General features: G+C 55.0%; 21 protein-coding genes. 7 read left to right on the plus strand and 14 right to left on the minus strand.

All coding sequences use genetic code 11. The features are described 5' to 3' along the window. Positions 1-10 precede the first annotated feature (10 nt). The 12 genes from ABWV47_RS19455 to ABWV47_RS19510 all read right to left on the minus strand — a co-directional run bounded on the left by ABWV47_RS19455 (position 11) and on the right by ABWV47_RS19510 (position 9,514). Positions 11-829: a hypothetical protein gene (locus ABWV47_RS19455; protein ID WP_353314962.1), complete on the minus strand. Its 819-nt coding sequence runs from the start codon at positions 827-829 to the stop codon at positions 11-13. Between the two features lie 46 nt (positions 830-875). After that, a complete protein-coding gene (locus ABWV47_RS19460; RefSeq protein ID WP_353314964.1) occupies positions 876-1,220 on the minus strand; it encodes a hypothetical protein in 345 nt (114 codons plus the stop codon). A gap of 59 nt (positions 1,221-1,279) precedes the next feature. Then, positions 1,280-3,094 carry a succinate dehydrogenase flavoprotein subunit gene (sdhA, locus tag ABWV47_RS19465; RefSeq protein WP_353314966.1) on the minus strand — a complete coding sequence of 605 codons (1,815 nt, stop codon included), beginning with the start codon at positions 3,092-3,094 and terminating at the stop codon, positions 1,280-1,282. Between the two features lie 22 nt (positions 3,095-3,116). Next, positions 3,117-3,488 (minus strand): succinate dehydrogenase, hydrophobic membrane anchor protein, encoded by a 372-nt coding sequence (gene sdhD / locus ABWV47_RS19470; RefSeq protein WP_353314967.1) that lies wholly within the window; start codon positions 3,486-3,488, stop codon positions 3,117-3,119. A gap of 10 nt (positions 3,489-3,498) precedes the next feature. Continuing rightward, the gene (gene sdhC, locus ABWV47_RS19475) at positions 3,499-3,882 is read right to left on the minus strand and encodes a succinate dehydrogenase, cytochrome b556 subunit (protein WP_353314968.1); all 384 of its coding nucleotides are present in this window, start codon (positions 3,880-3,882) and stop codon (positions 3,499-3,501) included. Positions 3,883-4,144: 262 nt separating this feature from the next. Further along, a complete protein-coding gene (locus ABWV47_RS19480) occupies positions 4,145-4,825 on the minus strand; it encodes a DUF1194 domain-containing protein (protein WP_353314970.1) in 681 nt (226 codons plus the stop codon). Between the two features lie 49 nt (positions 4,826-4,874). Further along, a complete protein-coding gene (locus ABWV47_RS19485; RefSeq protein ID WP_353314972.1) occupies positions 4,875-5,975 on the minus strand; it encodes a M48 family metallopeptidase in 1,101 nt (366 codons plus the stop codon). 95 nt (positions 5,976-6,070) lie between these two features. Further along, entirely contained in the window at positions 6,071-6,823 is a 753-nt protein-coding gene (locus ABWV47_RS19490; RefSeq protein WP_353314974.1) for a DUF4344 domain-containing metallopeptidase, read from the minus strand. A 7-nt stretch (positions 6,824-6,830) separates the two neighbouring features. Then, positions 6,831-7,862, minus strand: coding sequence for a MaoC family dehydratase (locus ABWV47_RS19495; protein ID WP_353314976.1), 1,032 nt, complete (start codon positions 7,860-7,862; stop codon positions 6,831-6,833). Further along, positions 7,862-8,065 carry a DUF1737 domain-containing protein gene (locus tag ABWV47_RS19500; RefSeq protein ID WP_209061465.1) on the minus strand — a complete coding sequence of 68 codons (204 nt, stop codon included), beginning with the start codon at positions 8,063-8,065 and terminating at the stop codon, positions 7,862-7,864. Before ABWV47_RS19500 ends, ABWV47_RS19495 begins: the two co-directional genes overlap by 1 nt. A gap of 4 nt (positions 8,066-8,069) precedes the next feature. Beyond that, positions 8,070-8,621 (minus strand): NnrU family protein, encoded by a 552-nt coding sequence (locus ABWV47_RS19505; protein ID WP_353314978.1) that lies wholly within the window; start codon positions 8,619-8,621, stop codon positions 8,070-8,072. A 38-nt stretch (positions 8,622-8,659) separates the two neighbouring features. Continuing rightward, positions 8,660-9,514, minus strand: coding sequence for an HpcH/HpaI aldolase/citrate lyase family protein (locus ABWV47_RS19510; protein WP_353314979.1), 855 nt, complete (start codon positions 9,512-9,514; stop codon positions 8,660-8,662). 323 nt (positions 9,515-9,837) lie between these two features. Between ABWV47_RS19510 and ABWV47_RS19515 the strand changes: the two genes are divergently transcribed. Further along, positions 9,838-10,155, plus strand: coding sequence for a hypothetical protein (locus ABWV47_RS19515; protein WP_353314981.1), 318 nt, complete (start codon positions 9,838-9,840; stop codon positions 10,153-10,155). 12 nt (positions 10,156-10,167) lie between these two features. Here the strand turns inward: ABWV47_RS19515 and ABWV47_RS19520 are convergent, their stop codons facing one another. Both ABWV47_RS19520 and ABWV47_RS19525 read right to left on the minus strand, forming a co-directional pair. Next, the gene (locus tag ABWV47_RS19520) at positions 10,168-10,908 is read right to left on the minus strand and encodes a sulfite exporter TauE/SafE family protein (protein WP_353314982.1); all 741 of its coding nucleotides are present in this window, start codon (positions 10,906-10,908) and stop codon (positions 10,168-10,170) included. Positions 10,909-10,968: 60 nt separating this feature from the next. Beyond that, a complete protein-coding gene (locus tag ABWV47_RS19525) occupies positions 10,969-11,175 on the minus strand; it encodes a hypothetical protein (RefSeq protein WP_353314983.1) in 207 nt (68 codons plus the stop codon). 221 nt (positions 11,176-11,396) lie between these two features. Between ABWV47_RS19525 and mdh the strand changes: the two genes are divergently transcribed. The 6 genes from mdh to ABWV47_RS19555 all read left to right on the plus strand — a co-directional run bounded on the left by mdh (position 11,397) and on the right by ABWV47_RS19555 (position 19,444). Then, complete coding sequence (gene mdh / locus ABWV47_RS19530) at positions 11,397-12,359, plus strand: malate dehydrogenase (RefSeq protein WP_353314985.1); 963 nt, start codon at positions 11,397-11,399, stop codon at positions 12,357-12,359. Positions 12,360-12,532: 173 nt separating this feature from the next. Beyond that, complete coding sequence (locus tag ABWV47_RS19535) at positions 12,533-13,186, plus strand: hypothetical protein (protein ID WP_353314987.1); 654 nt, start codon at positions 12,533-12,535, stop codon at positions 13,184-13,186. 273 nt (positions 13,187-13,459) lie between these two features. Next, positions 13,460-14,656, plus strand: a complete 1,197-nt coding sequence (gene sucC, locus ABWV47_RS19540; RefSeq protein ID WP_353314988.1) for an ADP-forming succinate--CoA ligase subunit beta — start codon at positions 13,460-13,462, stop codon at positions 14,654-14,656. Continuing rightward, entirely contained in the window at positions 14,656-15,195 is a 540-nt protein-coding gene (locus ABWV47_RS19545; RefSeq protein WP_353314989.1) for a hypothetical protein, read from the plus strand. Before sucC ends, ABWV47_RS19545 begins: the two co-directional genes overlap by 1 nt. Positions 15,196-15,226: 31 nt before the next feature. Further along, complete coding sequence (sucD, locus tag ABWV47_RS19550; protein WP_353314991.1) at positions 15,227-16,108, plus strand: succinate--CoA ligase subunit alpha; 882 nt, start codon at positions 15,227-15,229, stop codon at positions 16,106-16,108. 375 nt (positions 16,109-16,483) lie between these two features. After that, positions 16,484-19,444 (plus strand): 2-oxoglutarate dehydrogenase E1 component, encoded by a 2,961-nt coding sequence (locus ABWV47_RS19555; RefSeq protein ID WP_353314992.1) that lies wholly within the window; start codon positions 16,484-16,486, stop codon positions 19,442-19,444. Position 19,445 lies beyond the last annotated feature (1 nt).

Below are 19,445 nucleotides of genomic sequence, written 5' to 3' on the forward strand. Positions count from 1 at the left end.
TCGTTCCTATTCAGGCTTCCCGCGGTGGCGTCACGCCATCCGCAAAAAGCGATTGATTGTCCTTGATCAACTCTGCCAGTTTCTTGCGGGCAGGCTGTTCTAAAGCCAACTCATTGAGTTGACGCATAAATTCTAACGCACCAGAATTGAGGCTTTGATTGGAGCGACCAGCCAAAGGCTCAAGCGCATCAATCTCTGCATCTGTCATCCCGGCAAACCGCAACAATTGGCGCCCAGGACGCTCCGGTGTCGTCTCATCTTCCACAGCAAACACACGCACGCGCTGTGCACCCACACTTGCCTCAAGTGACTGCCGCACATCTTGCCAGTCCCGACTATCAGTCGTTTCTTTCAAAAACGTCTCCAGCGTGCCGACGTAACCGTCTGACTTGACCGCTTGATTGTGCACACTACGCTTCCAGCTCGCCATCTCGCGCGTGTAGAGCACGTATTCTGGCACAATAGGGGCCAAGTGCGTGTTAAACAGGTGTATGATCTCCTGGACGCATGGGAACAGCTCGCGCACGTCCCCACGTCCCATCATCGCGCCCGCGATGTTTTCATGGCTTACGATGCACACCGTCTCGCCACCGACCAAATCCGCCTTCAGTTGCTGAATTAGCGCCACTAGGCTGTCCTTATGGCGCGCAGGCTGCATGCTATAGAGCGTCGCAGTGCGCCCCACCTCGCGGGTCAAAGATCCTTTCACAGGCACACGAACATCAATTCGTGACGCCAATGCATCCCGATTGCGGCTCAGGAAGCGATGCAGCGACGTGGAGCCGGTCTTTTGGGCTCCGATATGCACGATCACACGCCGGGAGGTCATTTTGATCCTTTCCCGTCAGTCAGAGGCGTCGCATATACGCTCAAATTCAGCGACAATATCGACTGCCTCCATGCATCACATCCGCACGGCGCGGGCAGCCTGCGGCCGCTACATCTTTTTGCGTTGACTGGACTGGCGCAGTTGATCCGACATCAAGCCCCGCAACACTGTATTGAACGTTGTAAAGGTCTTGCAAACAGTCGTTTACGTTGTGCACCCCAACAGACGTTCCGCCAATCTCGGCCTGAACCACTGGAAAGGAACGATCTAAGAAGACACCATAGCTCCCCGGAGCGCGGGTTTTGGCCATACACCTTTGAACTTGCCCAACCACTGTAGCGGAGACAGCTGCGCTGTTGCCGTTTGCCACAACAACGCCTTCGGTCGCCATGGCGGCGGTTCCTGGCAAACAAAAAATCGTCAAACAAAGGGCAACCGGTGTCAGTTTCATCAGAAGGTTCTCGCTTTTGGTGCAATCTTTTTAAGTTCGATTCCACCTTCCTCCTGTTTTGTTAGCGGGTCAACAATCACAGGGCGATAGCTCAACGCAACCTTGGTGCCTGTTTCATCAATTCGGCTTACGGTGTGCTCACGCCAATTTTTGTCATCACGCTCAGGATAGTCCTCATGGGCATGGGCTCCGCGGCTTTCTTGGCGCGCTTCCGCAGACACGATGGTCGACATCGCAGACGGCATCAGATTGGTCAGCTCAAGCGTCTCCATCAGATCGCTGTTCCACACCAGAGAGGTGTCGGTCACGCTCAGATCGTTCATTTTCCCAGCGATCTCGGTCATGGCCTCAACACCTTCTTTCATGGTCTTGGCTGTCCGGAACACCGCGGCATCACGCTGCATGGTTTTCTGCATCTCCAACCGCAACTCCGCCGTCGGGATCGCCCCTTTGGCATGGCGCAAACCATCAAAGCGCTCAAAGCACTTATCGATTTCGGCCTGAGGTGGTGTTGGCACAGGTGCGTCGCGATCTACCACCTTGCCAGCACGAATGGCTGCGGCGCGGCCAAAGACCACAAGGTCGATCAGTGAGTTGGAGCCCAAACGATTGGCCCCATGCACAGAGGCACAACCCGCTTCACCAACGGCCATCAACCCCGGCACTACGCCAGTCGGATTTTCGGCTGTCGGGTTCAAGACTTCACCCCAGTAGTTGGTGGGTATCCCCCCCATATTGTAATGCACCGTTGGCAGCACCGGAATGGGCTCCTTGGTGACATCTACACCCGCGAAGATTTTCGCGCTTTCTGAGATCCCAGGCAGGCGCTCCGCCAGAGCCTCAGACGGCAGATGGCTTAGGTTCAGGTGAATATGATCACCTTCTTCGCCCACACCACGCCCTTCGCGGATCTCCATGGTCATGGACCGAGATACATAGTCACGCGGCGCTAGGTCTTTGTACTGAGGCGCATAACGCTCCATAAAGCGCTCACCTTCAGAGTTGGTCAGATACCCACCTTCACCGCGCGCGCCTTCCGTGATCAGACAGCCAGAGCCGTAAATGCCCGTCGGGTGGAACTGAACGAATTCGAGATCCTGCATCGGCAGGCCTGCCCGCATCACCATGCCACCGCCGTCGCCTGTACATGTATGGGCGGATGTGGCGGAGAAGTAGGCGCGGCCATAGCCACCTGTTGCCAGCACCACCATCTTGGCGCGGAACACATGCATGGTGCCGTCGTCCAACTTCCAGCAGACCACACCCTGACATTCTCCATCATCTGACATCAGCAGGTCGATGGCGAAATACTCAATGTAGAACTCAGCGTTGTTTTTGACCGATTGGCCGTACAGCGTGTGCAAGATTGCGTGGCCAGTCCGATCGGCGGCGGCACATGTCCGCTGCACGGCCGGGCCTTCACCAAACTCTGTTGTGTGACCGCCGAAAGGACGCTGATAGATCTTACCCTCTTCTGTACGAGAGAACGGCACACCGTAGTGGTCAAGCTCATAAACCGCCTTGGGCGCTTCACGGGCAAGGTATTCCATGGCATCCGTGTCACCCAACCAATCAGAGCCTTTGACAGTGTCATACATGTGCCATTGCCAGTTGTCGGGACCCATGTTGGCCAACGAGGCGGCGATTCCGCCCTGTGCGGCCACCGTGTGGGAGCGCGTGGGGAACACTTTGGTCACACAGGCTGTGCGCAGCCCTTGTTCCGCCATGCCCAAAGTTGCGCGCAAACCGGCACCGCCTGCGCCTACGACGACGACGTCATATTCGTGGGTTTCATATTCATATGCTGCTGTCATTGGTTTAATCCTTGTCGCCACATCACAGTGCGAGTTTCACGAGCGCAAACAGGCCCGCAGCAATTGTCGTGTAGCAAAATGCCCCAACGAAAATGGCGGTCAGCTTTCCAGCTGTACCATGCATGTAGTCCTCAATCGCCACCAGCGCCTCGCGCATGACATGAATGACACCCACAACCAAAGTCAGGCCAGTGATGATGGCAGGAAATGGTTTGCTGAAGTAGGCCAACACCTCTTCGTATGTACCACCAAGACCCAGCCCAAAAGTGATAACAAACAGTGGCACCAAAACACCGAGCAAGGTCGAGCTAACCATCATTTGCCAGTGGTGATGTGTGCCTGTTCCTGAGGCACCTAAGCCTTGAGCGCGTTTACGATCCGTAAGAAAGGTCATGTTGTACTCCTTACACAATCAGTGCAGCAAGAATGGTAAGAACAGTGGCGCCAATAAACATGCCACGACCAAGTTTCTCCGCGACATCAACGTCAAGGCAGTAGCCAAAGTCCCAGAGCACGTGACGCAAGCGTCCCAGCATGTGGTAGAAACCAGCCCAAGTCACTGCGAGCAGGAAGATGCCTCCCAAGAAGCTGCGCAACAAGCCGTCAATGAAAGCAAATGATGCCTCAGAGGTCGCCGCCGCCAAAAGCCACCAAACCAGGATGGCCATGCTTGGAATGAGCGCAATACCTGTGATGCGCACCATGATTGAAGACACCGAAGTCATCTGAGGACGATAGATTGTCAGATGCGGGGAAAGCGGGCGCTCTACCCTTTTCACGTCAGCCATGTTGAATCCTTTCAGGTTCTCTTGAGTTCTTCTAACGCATTTTTTCGAGCTGTCACGTTAACGATAGCGTAAATACCGCGGTTTTTTGGCGCAATACTTAGGATTTTTTCGCTTTTGTGATCACGCGATTTTATTCGTGATCACAAAATGTATCACAAGTATTTTTGTCAGGAATGGATGCCCGTTTTCGCAGCATCCGAAAGACCAAACCCTCCTATCATAGTTGGCAAGGCACTGTTTGCGCTCACATGGGGGTATATTCTCAAGGGCGAGACGTATCCAATATCGCCACCTGATCCGCAACTTCGCGTATCAGTTTTTGCCGAATACGAGCGGGGTAGTCTTCAAACCCTGCGGCAGTCATCACAAAAGCACCCGGCCCTGTGATCACATTCTCCCAAAAGTATCCGGTGAGGTCGTCATCACTTGTCTCGATCACCACGGCATTGATCGTGGCCCCAAGTTTCTCAACCATTCGGCGGCCCTGGCGCACATCCGGACCTTCGTTGGACACACCGTCCCCGGAGACATCCACAACCATACGTTTGCACAAGGGGCCGTCTTCCAGAAGCTTCACAGCCGCCAACAAGGCATCCCCGATGGCTGTGGAGTATTGGTTCCATCTGCGCGGCTGCGCCACCACTTGAGCGGCTAAGAATTCTGCATCCTGCGCCGCTTCTATCGACGTCCACGGAATGCTGACGTGTTGTCGCCCGGCCCCAGTCCACTGCATCAGCGCAACAGACGCTCTTTGTTCCACCAGAGCTTCGACGACAATACCATCCCGCAAAGCCGCTGCCAGCCCCTCCATTTGCACCCGATATTCGCGCCCATCGATGCTGCCTGAAACATCCACAGCAAGCAGCAAGGCCAGCTCACAGGCCCGGGCAATCTTTCCGACGACCATCATCGGCACTGAAAGAAGAAGAGAGGTTTTCAACATGCCAAACCCTAGCCAGTTACAGCCCGGGAACGAGTCACGTTTTCGTGGGTCACCGCTCGCGAATGTACTCTCGCATATCATCACCAAGTCGTTCAAAATGCGGTGCCAACTCCGCCTCCAACGCCGCCCACTTACCAAACGACAGCCCTGTTCCAGCCAAACTGTCCGGCAGTCCCATGACAAACGCCTTACGGTAGCGTGTTGGAGGGTGCGTAGCGTCCACGGAAAGCACTTCTTCTTCGTGGTTGCTTAGAACTTTACGTCTTTCGTCTGCTGAGAGCTCAAAAACGGTGTCGGCAAACCTCTGTGAAAGAGCCAGTCCTGCCTCGTCTTTATGTGGCCAAAGCGCAACCCGGCGGCGTTCTGTCGGTTCCACAAACACTGTCAGATCCAACAGTTGCAAAACAGCCTCTCGACCTGCCACAGCTGCTGAGTTCGCATCGGCACGGTATTCAGCCTTTTGAGAATTCACATACATCAGTTTCAATAGCGCAAGCATCATCACTTCAATGGCCAACCGAAAGGTCGCATTGATCCCATCCGCAATGACACCCTGGCTTTCACGCGCCGAAACTCCAAGATCGACATAGTATACCACGGGGGGCTCCGCCAAATCCAAAAGCCCCTCCAAAACGGCAAGTGCTTTGTACCCCCATTGGTTCTTTTGGACGTCCTTATTGGCCAAATGCGCAACTTCATGAGCAAGCAACGCAAGTTTTTGGGTGTCATTGCTGGCAAGCCAAAGAAACGACCCAAGCCCCAATATATGCTGACCCTGCGCAATCCCGGCAAATGCGTTGAACTCAGCGGTGAGGCTGATCTTGTCAACTTTCGGCGCGCCCATGTGATCCGAAATCTGATCCAAAAGCTCGACCAAAATCGGCAAATCTGACCGGTCCAGACATTTGGTTGGTAGCTGCGCTTTACGTGGTCGTAAAACCCACGCCATCGCGCAAAAAGTGCCCCCTAAGACACCTGTGATCACGTTGGGGAAATCAAATGCAATCAACGCCAAGCCCACCCCAAGGCACACAAATGGAGTAGACAAAACCAATAAACTGAGCACAAACAACCGCACATCGGGTTTGGTTGTCGCGGGAACGCCCAGCGCCACATCACGCAGTGCGGACAGGTAAACGTGCTCACCCAACTTTAGATTAAGTTTTCTTCTGAATTTTTCAATCATGACGCGTTTTCGTAGCACGTCAAATCACAGCTGCCTATCCCCGAACTTCGGCATGTCAATCAGTCGCTCGGAGCCATCCCAACCAACGCATCGGCGAACTCGGTGCACATCACAATTTCCACCCGTTGCGGGTCATAAAACGCATTGGCCTCGCCGCAGGCCACAACAGAGACCAGCAGTTCCTCCGGCAACCGCATTTCAGAATTGAGCGCTTCAATCTCCGCCCGTATCACCTCTTCAGTCAGGGCAGCCCCATCCGTGTCAACTTCGACATCCCCAGACACGATTGACCGCCCTCCCGCGTCGTGGGCGATCTCATCAAGCGCCAACCCCCAGCTGCCTGCAGCTTGGTCATACTCTTCCGGGCAATAATCTGCCCGCTCCTGAGGCAATCCCAAATCTTCGGCGACATCTTCTCGCTCATCGGGGTTTGCGCCGTAAAACAAACAGACAGTGTTGTAATACCTCTGCAAGTCCGGCCCATGTACGTCCCAATAAGCAACCTCCGAATTGGCCTCTGCCTCCCCAAGAAAACCAAAGGCCGCGTCATAGGCCAACCGAACCGCCGTCTCTTCTTCATAGAGCGCATCAATCAAAAAGATTGATAGCACATCCGCAGCATCTTCTTCTTGCCCAAAGATCGGCAAGCCCAGAATGTCGATCAGCGCATGTCCTAGCTCATGATAAAAAATCCCAAGCAAGTTACTTTCCACAAAAGCGATGGTCTCATCGTCAGTTTGCTCAAAAGACAACTCTGCCTGCGCGGGGCAGGCCAAAGTCAGTGTGGCGGCGGTAAAAAATGATCTCAACATGAGATCATCACACCGGCATTAGAGCCCAATAGTCAAGATCAAGTAGAACATCGGACAAATACTTTCCGTCATCCCCCTTCAACTCAAACGGTGACCCACCTTTGGTTGCCACCAAGCGCAAACGAATGGCGCCAACACCCGGCGCCGAGGTTTCGGCTTTATCCAGCACCTCAGACCAAGCCTTAACCGTCAAACCAGAAAAGGCCGGATTGGCATGAACGCCACCATTCAATCCAACAATCATCTGCGCATTGGCAAGGCCGTTAAACGACAACGCGCGCGCCAATGAAATGATGTGACCACCGTATATCAACCTTTGTCCGTCTGGCCGGAAGGTGGCATCAAAATGCACCTTCGCCGTGTTCTGCCACAGCCGTGTCGCCATCATATGTTCTGCTTCTTCCAACGTCACACCATCCACGTGGTCTATGGTCTCACCGATCTGGTAGTCACTCCAACGATGCGCCTCGCCGGACTGCGCAAAACTATATGTCGAGAAGTCCAAACCCTCTGGAATTGCCAAATCTCTGGGATCAATCACTTTGGACAATTCAGGCACCACGGCTACCGGCGCGGGTGCATCGGCATCGCGTTTGCGCACCATGACCCAACGCACATACTCCATCACCAATTCATCGCGCTGGTTCATGCCACTTGTACGAACATAAACCACACCAGTTTTCCCGTTGGAATTCTGCTTTAGGCCAATAACTTCAGAGCAGGCGCGCAACGTGTCGCCGGCATAAACAGGCTTTAGCCAACGCCCCTCGGCATAGCCAAGGTTTGCGACCGCGTTCAACGACACATCCGGAACCGTTTTGCCAAACACCACATGAAACGCCGCCAGATCATCCAGAGGCGCTTGCGGCAAACCAGAGGCACGCGCAAATTCATCACTGGAGTAGAGTGCATGACGCGCCGGGTAGAGCGCGTGATACAACGCCCGTTCACCGGCCCCCACAGTGCGTGGTACCGCATGCTCGATCATTTGACCCAGCGTGTAGTCTTCAAAAAAGCGGCCCGGATTGGTTTTCGCCATTAGTGTTCTCCCAGTTTTGTCTCCGGGGTATAGGTGCCTTCCACCTCTTTCACGACAGCCTGGCCACAGCGCATAACACCAGTTGCCTGACAGAACGTCTGAGTCGGAGAGCCATGAAGCTCCCACCCCTTGTTAAGCGCATCCGTCACTTTGTGACAGAACGCAGATGTGTCTTCTTCGGAGAGAAATCGGTATAGTTTCATAACCTTACCCCCCAAATGGGCTTGGGCCAACAAGCCCATGAATGAAACCGATCACGCCCATCAGTACGATGGAGGCAACAAAAAACATCCCGTCTTTGGCGATGGTCCCGCGTTCGGTTGGTTCCCAAGGGCCTTCGGCTTTGTTGATCACAACAATCTCCGCCAAAGCCCAAGCCAAAAGACCTCCAAACAGGATCACCGACGGCACATCCCCATTGACCCAAATGTGTGCCACAGCCCAAAGCGCAAACCCAAGCAACATTGGATGGCGTAGGTTGTTGAACAATTTGCCTTTGCGCGGCGCCGGGCTCATCAAAAAGATCGCAATCAACACAATCAAATTGTTGGCGTGATAGGCAAAACTTGGCGCGATCCACAGCACGTCATTAACTTCTGCCGAACGATACCCAATCACCATCAGTACAACGGACACTGCAAGAGCCAGCGCAACGATGCCTTTGCCTTTGTCTCCCATCGGCTCGCGTACGCTTGGTGCTGCACGCTTGAAAAAATGGGCCCCGGCCCACAGGACTAGTCCCAAAACCAATAAAGTCATCTCGCTCCTCGCTGGATTAGTTGGTTGTGGGACCAGAGTTACCCTTCAAGGGCAGAAATTGCATCCGCCTTTGCCAAAATTTCTCTTGCGGTCAAGACATGCAGGTTTTCCACGATTTTCCCATCCACCACGGCCACACCCTGACCGCTGGCTTCACATGCCTCAAACGCCGCAATCTGACGGTTCGCCAAGTCGATTTCATCCTCTGACGGCGCAAAGGCGGCGTTTGCCACATCCACTTGCGCAGGATGAATCAGCGTTTTGCCATCAAACCCCATATCGCGGCCTTGGTCACATTCGACTTTCAGCCCGTCTGCATCCTTGAACGCATTATATACACCATCGACCACAACAATGCCCTCAGCCTTGGCTGCGAGCAAACACAGTCCCAGCCCAGCCATCATCGGCAAGCGATCTGGTCGGAAACGCGTCTGCAGCTCTTTGGCCAGATCATTCGTACCCATCACAAATCCGCTGAGCTGCGGATAGGCCGCAATCGCGGCTGCGTTCATCATGCCGCGTGGCGTCTCCATCATTGCCCAAATCGGCTTTTCCCCGATCAGTGCCGCCAGTGAGTCCAGCTGATCTGTGCATTCCACTTTGGGAAGCAACACCGCATCACAATCCATCTCTGCGGCCGCTTTTGCATCTGCCACGCCCCACTGTGTATCCAGCCCATTGATCCGCACGATCCGCATGCGGTTGCCATAGCCCCCTTGCGCCAACGCCTCACAAAGCGTTGTGCGTGCGTTCGCTTTCTCGTCAGGTGCGACCGCATCTTCGAGATCAAATATCACTGCATCCACCGGCAAGCTGCGGGCTTTCTCCAAAGCCCGGTCTTTGGAACCGGGAATATATAGAACCGACCGATAAGGTCGCGCGCGCTGATCCATGAGTCTCTCCACACTCTGACGGTAATTTTATTGCGTGGAATGGGGCATTTTTCTCAGAAAAATTCAAGAGCAATTTTGCCGCAGCGCAGAAAAATTGTCAAAGAACAACGATTGTTTCCTAAAAATGGACAATTCGAGCGGCGTGTTAACCATTTTTTTGCTCTCTGAGGCGCACAGTTTCCCCTATCGCTTCCTATGGGAGGAACGACGAACGCCCAAAACGGGCAACATATAACAAGAAGAGGCGAAGCAACTGGACACATATGGCGCGCAAACGGAGCAAAGCTCCCAGGCGTGACAAGATTTTCCTGAAAGGAAACCACATGAAGAAATCGCTTCTGACCCTAACCACCGGTCTGACCTTCCTTGCTTTTGGCGCCACGCTGGCCGAAGCGCAAAACTTCCGTAATTGTGCGGCGCGTGATCTTGTGATCGAACGCTTGGCCGACAAATACGGCGAGTCCCGTCAGGCTCTCGGTCTTGGAACCCAAGGCGCGGTGGTCGAGATCTTTGCCTCCGAGGATTCAGGCAGCTGGACCATCACAGTTACCATGCCCAATGGGTCGACGTGCTTGATGGCTACGGGCCAAGCTTTTGAAACCCTGGCCGAAGTACTTCCCGCCAAAGGTGACGATGCCTAAATTGGAGAGCCTTCAGGACAGCGCGTCAAAAATCAACTTCATGCCGGTCACTGTCAGAAAAACATAGGTGACTGTAAAGAAAGCCCTTTCTGAAACGGCGTGATGTAGCTTGATCCCTAAGTAGGCTCCCAATAACGCAAATGGTGCCAAAAGTGCGCCCATGCGCAGTGTGTCCGCTTGGAACACGCCGATCATAGCGTAAGGCACTGACTTTGCCAGATTAAGCGCCCAAAACACCAAAACTGTTGTCGCCTGAAAGGCGGTTTTGGACAACCCTCGAGACAACAGATACACCGCAGCAGGTGGACCACCTGCGTGGCTCACAAAACTTGTGAAGCCTGCAACCGCACCCGCAATGACACCCGCTCTAAGCGGCATTGGCTTTTGAGAGCCTTTGCGTGGCCATAGCTGCCACGCCACAAACCCAAGCGATACAGAGCCAATCAAAAAGCGAAGCGCATCGTCACTTGCCACGTTGAAAAGAACCACGCCAGCAATGACGCCGCCCACGCCGCCCACAATCAAAATCCGCGCTTCCGGCCAACTCCAAAGCCCCCAATAGGGACGCAAGGTGACCAAGTCGATCAACATCAACAGCGGAAGCATCAGACCCAAGGCCTGCGTAGGTGGCAAAATGATCGCAAGTAATGCTGCGCTTGCAAAGGCGGCGCCAGAGCCGAATCCGGCTTTAGACACCCCAGCAAAGACCACGGCAAGCGGTGCCAACACCCAAAAGGTGATAGAATCAGTCATTCAGAATCGACAGTTTTGGGTCCGATGCGCCCAAAGGTCGGACACATCGGACCGACACAATCAGCTTTCGTCGAGAATTTTCTTACGCTGCTGTTTGTACTCTTTATCGGTCACAAGCCCTTCAGCATACGCTTTCTCCAAAGAGGCAAGCTGTTCGCCAACAGTTATGGTTTGAACATTGGTTGTGCTGTTTCCGCCGCCGCCACATGCGGAAACGGTCATCGCCACCAAAGCCAGCGCCATCAGGGTTTTCGTTGCAGAAATCATTGCGTAGTATCCTTAGAAAATGTCTGTTCCGTTGCCCCATCTACCCACAGGAACTGAAGCAAATCAAGCGCACCGACTACCGAACAACCTTTGTGCTGCTTAATTGTTCACGCTTCCATGCGCCTGCGTCAGTTGGCCCACCCTCAAAGCCAAACACTTGCGTCAGAGCAAATTTAGACTTAAGCCACCGGCGATATTCAACCGGACCGGAGATTGATCCAATGGCACGACCTAAGATCGCCCTCATCGGCGCAGGTAACATCGGCGGCACGCTCGCCCACCTCGCTGCAATCAAAGAACTTGGTGACGTTGTTCTTTTCGACATCGCAGATGGCCTGCCACAGGGCAAAGCGCTCGACATCGCAGAATCCGGCCCAGTCGAGAAAATCGACGCAGCCATGTCCGGAGCAAGTGACTACGCTGCGATTGCCGGCGCGGACGTGTGCATCGTGACTGCAGGTGTGGCACGTAAGCCTGGCATGAGCCGTGACGATCTGCTCGGCATCAACCTCAAAGTGATGAAATCTGTTGGCGAAGGCATCCGCGACAACGCGCCAGACGCCTTTGTGATCTGCATCACCAACCCGCTGGACGCGATGGTTTGGGCTCTGCAGAAGTTTTCCGGCCTGCCAACCCACATGGTTTGCGGCATGGCGGGTGTTCTGGACAGCGCACGCTTCCGTCACTTCCTCGCCGAAGAATTCAACGTGTCCATGCGTGACGTGACCGCGTTTGTTTTGGGCGGCCATGGCGACACTATGGTGCCATCCGTGCGCTACTCCACCGTTGGCGGCATTCCCCTGCCTGATTTGATCGACATGGGCTGGACCACGCAGGAGAAACTGGACGCTATGGTTCAGCGTACCCGTGACGGCGGCGCTGAAATCGTTGGCTTGCTGAAAACCGGCTCCGCATTCTATGCACCGGCGGCTTCTGCTATCGAAATGGCCGAGGCCTTTTTGAAAGATCAAAAACGCGTTCTGCCATGTGCCGCACACTGTGACGGCGACCTTGGCGTGAAAGACATGTACGTGGGTGTGCCCACTGTGATCGGCGCCGGCGGTGTTGAGAAGGTTGTGAACATCAAGCTCAACAAAGAAGAGCAGGAAATGTTCGATGTGTCTGTAAACGCCGTGAAAGGCCTCGTGGACGCCTGCAAAGGCATCGACAGCTCACTGGCCTAAGTCGTCCAGCTGATAACACATTTTGAAAAGGCCCGTGCAACGTCACGGGTCTTTTTCTTTGCACACCGACAACAAGCGCATTTGTTTCTTAGAGGCAAAACACTCATCGGTTGCAATTTGATATCTGATCCGACAGAAAATGTGCGACGCTAAATTTTTGCCCGGACATATCGATGACCATATCCCACCGCTTCCTTTTCTGCGCCCTTCCCTTTGTTGCCCTTATATCATGCGGTGCGACCGACCCGATCATTCGCACTGGCCCGCAAGCTCAATTGCCCTACACGCCTGGCCCCAATTCTGGATATGCAACACCCGGCCTCATGATGGCAAACTCTCAGGGGATTGCCCAAGATCTCGAAGCGATTGGCGTTGATACATCTGACCTGATCGAATCCGTCGCGCCGGGCGCAACAACCAATACCGATCTGAGCGGCGCAGTTGCCCTGTTCCAGAACACATGCTGGCGACATACCCCCGACATTGACGCCATTGCAGCAGCGGCAAAACAACAGGGGCTGGACGTCGAACGCCTTGCGCCGGATCAAATATTTGCATCAAGCACCGATATCAGCCCAGCTGGTGGCAACTCGGTACAGGTGAATATCGCCTCAACTTACACTTATGAATGCGCGGTGACCGCAATCACCCAAGACAGTGTAACCGCAGATCAGGCCCGTCAGGCCCTGTTTGGCACTCTGGGCATATCTCACGTCAATGGGACAACCGAGACCCGGATTGACGGAAAAGCATACGGACTACGCCATATTCAGTTTCCCAACGCATTTGGTCTGATCGAACATGCCTTTGTGATACAAGCTGACTAAACTCTCATGCAGCAGTGCCGGGCGGGAGGAACAGAAAACCCGGCCGGCAGAGCTTGCGCATAGTCACGGCCCGACTCAGCGCACATTCCCTTGCTATACTGGCGTTTCCGCTAACGTAAGCTGTTCTGCCTTAATCATTTGGCAATTTGTGATCACACTTTTTCCGACTGTGATCACAAATAACAAAAAATCCACCAATCTCGTCGAATTTACTTATCCAACGCAATTTCCTGTGTCAGAACTGCCTCAATCGTAGCAAGATGGGACAGTTCCATGAACATCCACGAATATCAGGCGAAAGCCCTGCTTCGCTCCTACGGCGCCCCGGTGTCCGAAGGCCGCGCCGTTCTCAAAGCAGAAGACGCCAAATCCGCAGCTGGTGAACTGGACGGCCCGCTTTGGGTTGTGAAAGCTCAGATCCACGCTGGTGGACGCGGCAAAGGCTCCTTCAAAGAAGCTGACGCAGGCGAAAAAGGCGGTGTCCGCCTGGCCTTCTCGGTGGAAGAAGCCGCAGAGGAAGCCAAAAAGATGCTGGGCCGCACGCTGGTGACCCATCAGACCGGCCCTGCGGGCAAACAGGTCAACCGCATCTACATCGAAGATGGCTCTGACATCGAAAACGAACTCTACCTCGCTCTGCTGGTTGATCGCGCCACCTCGCGCGTTTCGTTTGTCTGCTCTACCGAAGGCGGCATGGACATCGAAGAAGTGGCCGAAGCCACACCTGAGAAAATCCTGTCTTTCTCCGTTGATCCGGCCACAGGCTACCAAGCCTACCACGGCCGCCGCATCGCATTTTCCCTCGGCCTCGAAGGCACACAGGTCAAGCAATGTGTGAAGCTAATGGGTCAGCTCTACCAAGCCTTTATCGAGCGTGACATGGAGATGCTGGAAATCAACCCGCTGATCGTGCTCGAAGGTTCTGGCGATCTCAAAGTGCTCGACGCGAAAGTCGCCTTTGACGGCAACGCCATGTACCGCCAGCCTGCTGTTGCAGAGCTGCGTGACGAAACCGAAGAAGACTCCAAAGAGCTTGAGGCCTCCAAATATGACCTCAACTACATCGCGCTGGACGGTGAAATCGGCTGCATGGTGAACGGTGCGGGTCTCGCAATGGCCACTATGGACATCATCAAACTCTACGGGGCTGAGCCTGCCAACTTCCTCGACGTGGGCGGCGGCGCAACCAAAGAGAAAGTGACCGAAGCGTTCAAGATCATCACCTCTGATCCAAACGTCAAAGGCATCCTCGTGAACATCTTCGGCGGCATCATGCGCTGTGACGTGATCGCAGAGGGCGTTGTGGCCGCTGTGAAAGAGGTTGGCCTGCAGGTTCCGCTGGTTGTGCGCCTCGAAGGCACCAACGTGGAAGCCGGCAAAGAGATCATCAACACCTCCGGTCTTGATGTGATCGCGGCGGATAACCTCTCTGACGGCGCCGAGAAGATCGTGAAAGCGGTAAAAGGCTAATGAAAACAACCGTCGCAATTCTATCCTTGCTATTGGCTCCTTCAGTCGCACAAGCGAATGGATTGGCCAACCGGGCTGCAGAGATCTTTGAACGAGCTTGCTTGTCTGAGCCTGTGCTGTCTATCGGCAGCGGATCGAATGCGGACGATGGTGCGGTGGCGGCGTCTTACGCAAGTAATGTGTTTGCGCACTACGATGCCAACGGCGCTACTATGGGGTTGAAAGGCACGCCGACATACACATTAAAAAGCTCCCGAACTGAGGGCAGCTTTACTTGCTATGTCGTCTCCAAAGACCTCACCGCGCGCGACGTTGTTAAGAAGTTTAATCGCTTAAAGAAAGTAGCAGGAAACGGGCAATCGCCTACATATGTTGGTCCCGCAAAATTTGATGATGCGCCTGAGCGCTTTATCGAAGGGAAGCGGGCGGAATTTGAGAGTGAAGGTCGCAAGTTGCAACTAGAACTCTTTTATTTCATTTCCGACAAGGGACCAGTAGGCGCGCTTTACCTGACACTGGAACACAAGGTTTCTCGTTAGTCCGAGACCTCAAATTTTGGGAGAACGCCAAATGGCAATCCTCGTAGACGAAAACACCAAGGTCATCTGTCAGGGCTTCACCGGCTCTCAGGGCACCTTCCACTCTGAACAAGCCATTGCTTATGGCACCAAAATGGTCGGCGGCGTGACCCCGGGCAAAGGTGGCATCGACCACCTCGGCCTTCCGGTCTTCAACTCCGTTCACGAAGCCAAGGCAGTGACCGAAGCCAACGCCTCCGTGATCTATGTGCCGCCGCCTTTTGCTGCGGACTCGATCCTCGAAGCGATTGATGCGGAAATGGAACTGATCATCTGCATCACCGAAGGCATCCCTGTGCTGGACATGATGAAGGTTGAGCGCGCCCTGCAAGGGTCCGCGTCCCGCCTGATCGGTCCTAACTGCCCAGGTGTGATCACGCCAGATGCCTGCAAAATCGGCATCATGCCCGGCCACATCCACAAGCGTGGCTCCGTGGGCGTTGTGTCCCGCTCCGGCACCCTGACATATGAGGCCGTCAAACAGACAGCCGACATTGGTCTGGGCCAGTCCACAGCGGTGGGCATCGGCGGTGACCCCATCAAAGGCACAGAACACATCGATATCCTCGACATGTTCCTGTCTGACGATGAGACACAGTCGATCATCATGATTGGTGAAATCGGTGGATCCGCAGAAGAAGAAGCTGCTGAGTTCTTGGCAAACGAGCGTAAGAAAGGCCGCTGGAAGCCAACTGCTGGCTTTATCGCTGGTCGCACGGCCCCTCCCGGCCGCCGCATGGGCCACGCCGGTGCGATTGTTGCCGGTGGCAAAGGTGGCGCGGACGACAAGATCGCCGCGATGAAAGAAGCTGGCATCGTTGTTGCTGACAGCCCCGCCGGTCTTGGCGAAGCTGTGCTCAAAGCGATCGGCTAAATGCCTACCGCTCGGCATATCAACACAGGGCAGCGCCTGACCCACATTGGGTCAGGCACTGCTTGGCGTCGGCGGGCCAATTTTTCGTTTGTTATTGGTTTGGTAGGGAGTGCTGCGGTAGCCCAAATATCAAAACCGATGGACCAATTCATCATTGTACCCTTTCCCGCGGGCGTCGAATTGGAACCTAAAGTCGAAAACCAAACGGATCGCGGTCTTGTTTTTGACAGCGGTTTGATCTCTGAAGGCGAGCTTATCGCCTTTGCAAAGGCCCTTTGCCGGAACGACGCGGCTGAAATTGAAATCCACGATCCCTCCTGGGGTCAATGGCTACGGGGAAAAGTCCCTGCTCGAGCGAAATGCTGAGGTAAAATCATGACCGACCAGTCACCAAACGACATCTTCCACGCCTCCTCCTTTATGCAGGGGCACAACGCGGAATACCTCGAACAGATGTATGCCCGCTACGCCGCCGACCCCGCCGCGGTTGACGAAGTCTGGCAGGAATTCTTCCGCCAACTTGGCGATGCGGAACTGGACGTCAAAGCGGAGGCCACCGGGCCCAGCTGGGCGCGCAATGATTGGCCCCCAATGCCAACCGACGATCTCACCCAATCGCTGACCGGCGAATGGGTTGAACCGGTTGAGGCCAAGGCCGCTGGGAAAAAAATCAAAGACAAAGCAGCCGAGAAAGGCGTTGAGGTCTCCGATGAGGCGATCAAACGCGCGGTGCTCGACAGCATCCGCGCCCTGATGATCATCCGTGCCTACCGCATTCGCGGCCATCTGGTGGCGGATCTCGATCCGCTGGGAATGCGCGATCAAACCCCGCATCCAGAACTGGACCCAAAGTCCTACGGCTTTGCAGATGCCGACATGGACCGCCCGATCTTCATCGACAAAGTGCTGGGGCTCGACATCGCCACCATGCGCCAGATCATGGACATCGTGAAGCGGACCTACTGTGGCACCTTCGCGATGCAGTACATGCACATCTCCAACCCCGAAGAAGCGGGTTGGCTGAAAGAGCGCATCGAGGGCTATGACAAAGAAATCACCTTCACCCGCGAGGGCCGCAAAGCGATCCTGAACAAGCTGGTTGAGGCCGAAGGTTTTGAGAAATTCCTGCACGTCAAATACATGGGCACCAAGCGCTTTGGTCTGGACGGTGGTGAAAGCCTGATCCCAGCCATGGAGCAGGTGATCAAACGCGGCGGCAGCCTTGGTGTGAAAGACATCGTGGTCGGCATGCCACACCGGGGTCGTCTTTCCGTGCTGGCCAATGTGATGGCCAAACCCTACCGCGCGATCTTCAACGAATTCCAAGGCGGCAGCTTTAAGCCCGAAGACGTCGATGGCTCAGGCGATGTGAAATACCACCTTGGCGCCAGCTCGGACCGTGAGTTTGACGGCAACACGGTACACCTGTCGCTGACCGCAAACCCCTCCCACCTTGAGGCGGTGAACCCGGTTGTGCTTGGCAAAGTGCGCGCCAAACAGGATCAGCTGAACGACAGCGACCGCACCTCTGTGATGCCGATCCTTCTGCACGGCGATGCGGCGTTTGCAGGCCAAGGTGTTGTGGCGGAATGTTTCGCCCTCTCTGGTCTGCGCGGCCACAAAACCGGCGGGACCATGCATATCGTGGTGAACAACCAAATCGGCTTCACCACCGCGCCGCATTTCTCGCGTTCTTCGCCTTACCCAACCGACAACGCGTTGGTTGTTGAGGCGCCGATTTTCCACGTCAACGGTGACGATCCAGAGGCAGTGGTACATGCGGCCAAAGTGGCCACCGAATTCCGCCAGAAATTCCACAAGGATGTTGTGATCGACATCTTCTGTTACCGCCGCTTTGGTCACAACGAGGGCGACGAGCCCATGTTTACCAACCCGGTGATGTACAAACGCATCAAAAAACAGAAGACCACGCTGACGCTCTATACGGAACGTCTGGTCAAAGATGGCCTGATCCCTGAGGGCGAGATCGAAGACATGAAGGCGGCGTTCCAGGCACACCTGAATGAAGAATTCGAAGTTGGCAAAGACTACAAACCCAACAAAGCCGATTGGCTGGATGGGCGCTGGTCACATCTGGACAAACGCGGCGAAGACTATGAGCGCGGCCAGACTTCGATCAAGCCCGACACACTGGCGGACATCGGCAAAGCGCTGTCCTCTGTGCCCGCCGGCTTCCCGATCCACAAAACCGTCGGGCGCCTTCTGGACACCCGCGGCAAGATGTTTGAAAGCGGCAAAGGCTTTGACTGGGCCACAGCGGAGGCCATGGCTTTTGGCTCCCTCATGACAGAAGGCTACCCTGTGCGCCTGTCCGGTCAGGACGCAACACGCGGCACCTTCAGCCAACGCCACTCCGGCATCATCAACCAAGACACCGAAGAACGGTACTACCCGCTCAACAACATCCGTTCCGGTCAAAGCCAATATGAAGTCATCGACTCCGCGCTGTCAGAATATGCGGTGCTGGGCTTTGAATATGGCTACTCGCTGGCCGAGCCAAACGCGCTGACCCTGTGGGAAGCACAGTTCGGCGATTTCGCCAACGGCGCCCAGATCATGTTTGACCAGTTCATCAGCTCCGGTGAAAGCAAATGGCTGCGCATGTCCGGTCTGACCGTTCTGCTGCCGCACGGCTTTGAAGGCCAAGGCCCAGAGCACTCCTCTGCCCGTCTGGAGCGGTTCTTGCAGATGTGTGGCGGCGACAACTGGATTGTGGCCAACTGCACCACGCCGGCAAACTATTTCCACATCCTACGCCGCCAGCTGCACCGCACTTTCCGCAAACCGCTGATCCTGATGACGCCGAAGTCACTGCTGCGCCACAAACTGGCGGTCTCTGAGGCCGAAGATTTTGTGGATGGGTCTTCTTTCCACCGTGTGCTGTGGGATGACGCCGAAAAGGGCAATTCTGACACCACATTGAAGGCAGACAACGACGTCAAACGCGTCGTCATGTGCTCCGGCAAAGTCTACTACGACCTGCTCGAAGAACGTGACGCCCGTGGCATCGACGATGTCTATCTGATGCGGATCGAACAGTACTATCCATTCCCGGCGCACTCGCTGATCAAGGAGCTTGAGCGCTTCAAGGATGCCGAAATGGTCTGGTGTCAGGAAGAACCAAAGAACCAAGGTGCGTGGTCCTTCATCGAACCCAACATCGAATGGGCTCTGACCCGGATCAAGGCCAAACACACCCGCCCAACCTATGTCGGTCGCGCCGCATCCGCGTCGCCCGCCACCGGTTTGGCAAGTCAACACAAAGCCCAACAAGCTGCGCTGGTAAATGCCGCGCTCTCCATGGAAGGAAACTGAT

This window comes from Shimia sp. NS0008-38b (assembly GCF_040370365.1).
Lineage (GTDB): Bacteria > Pseudomonadota > Alphaproteobacteria > Rhodobacterales > Rhodobacteraceae > Shimia.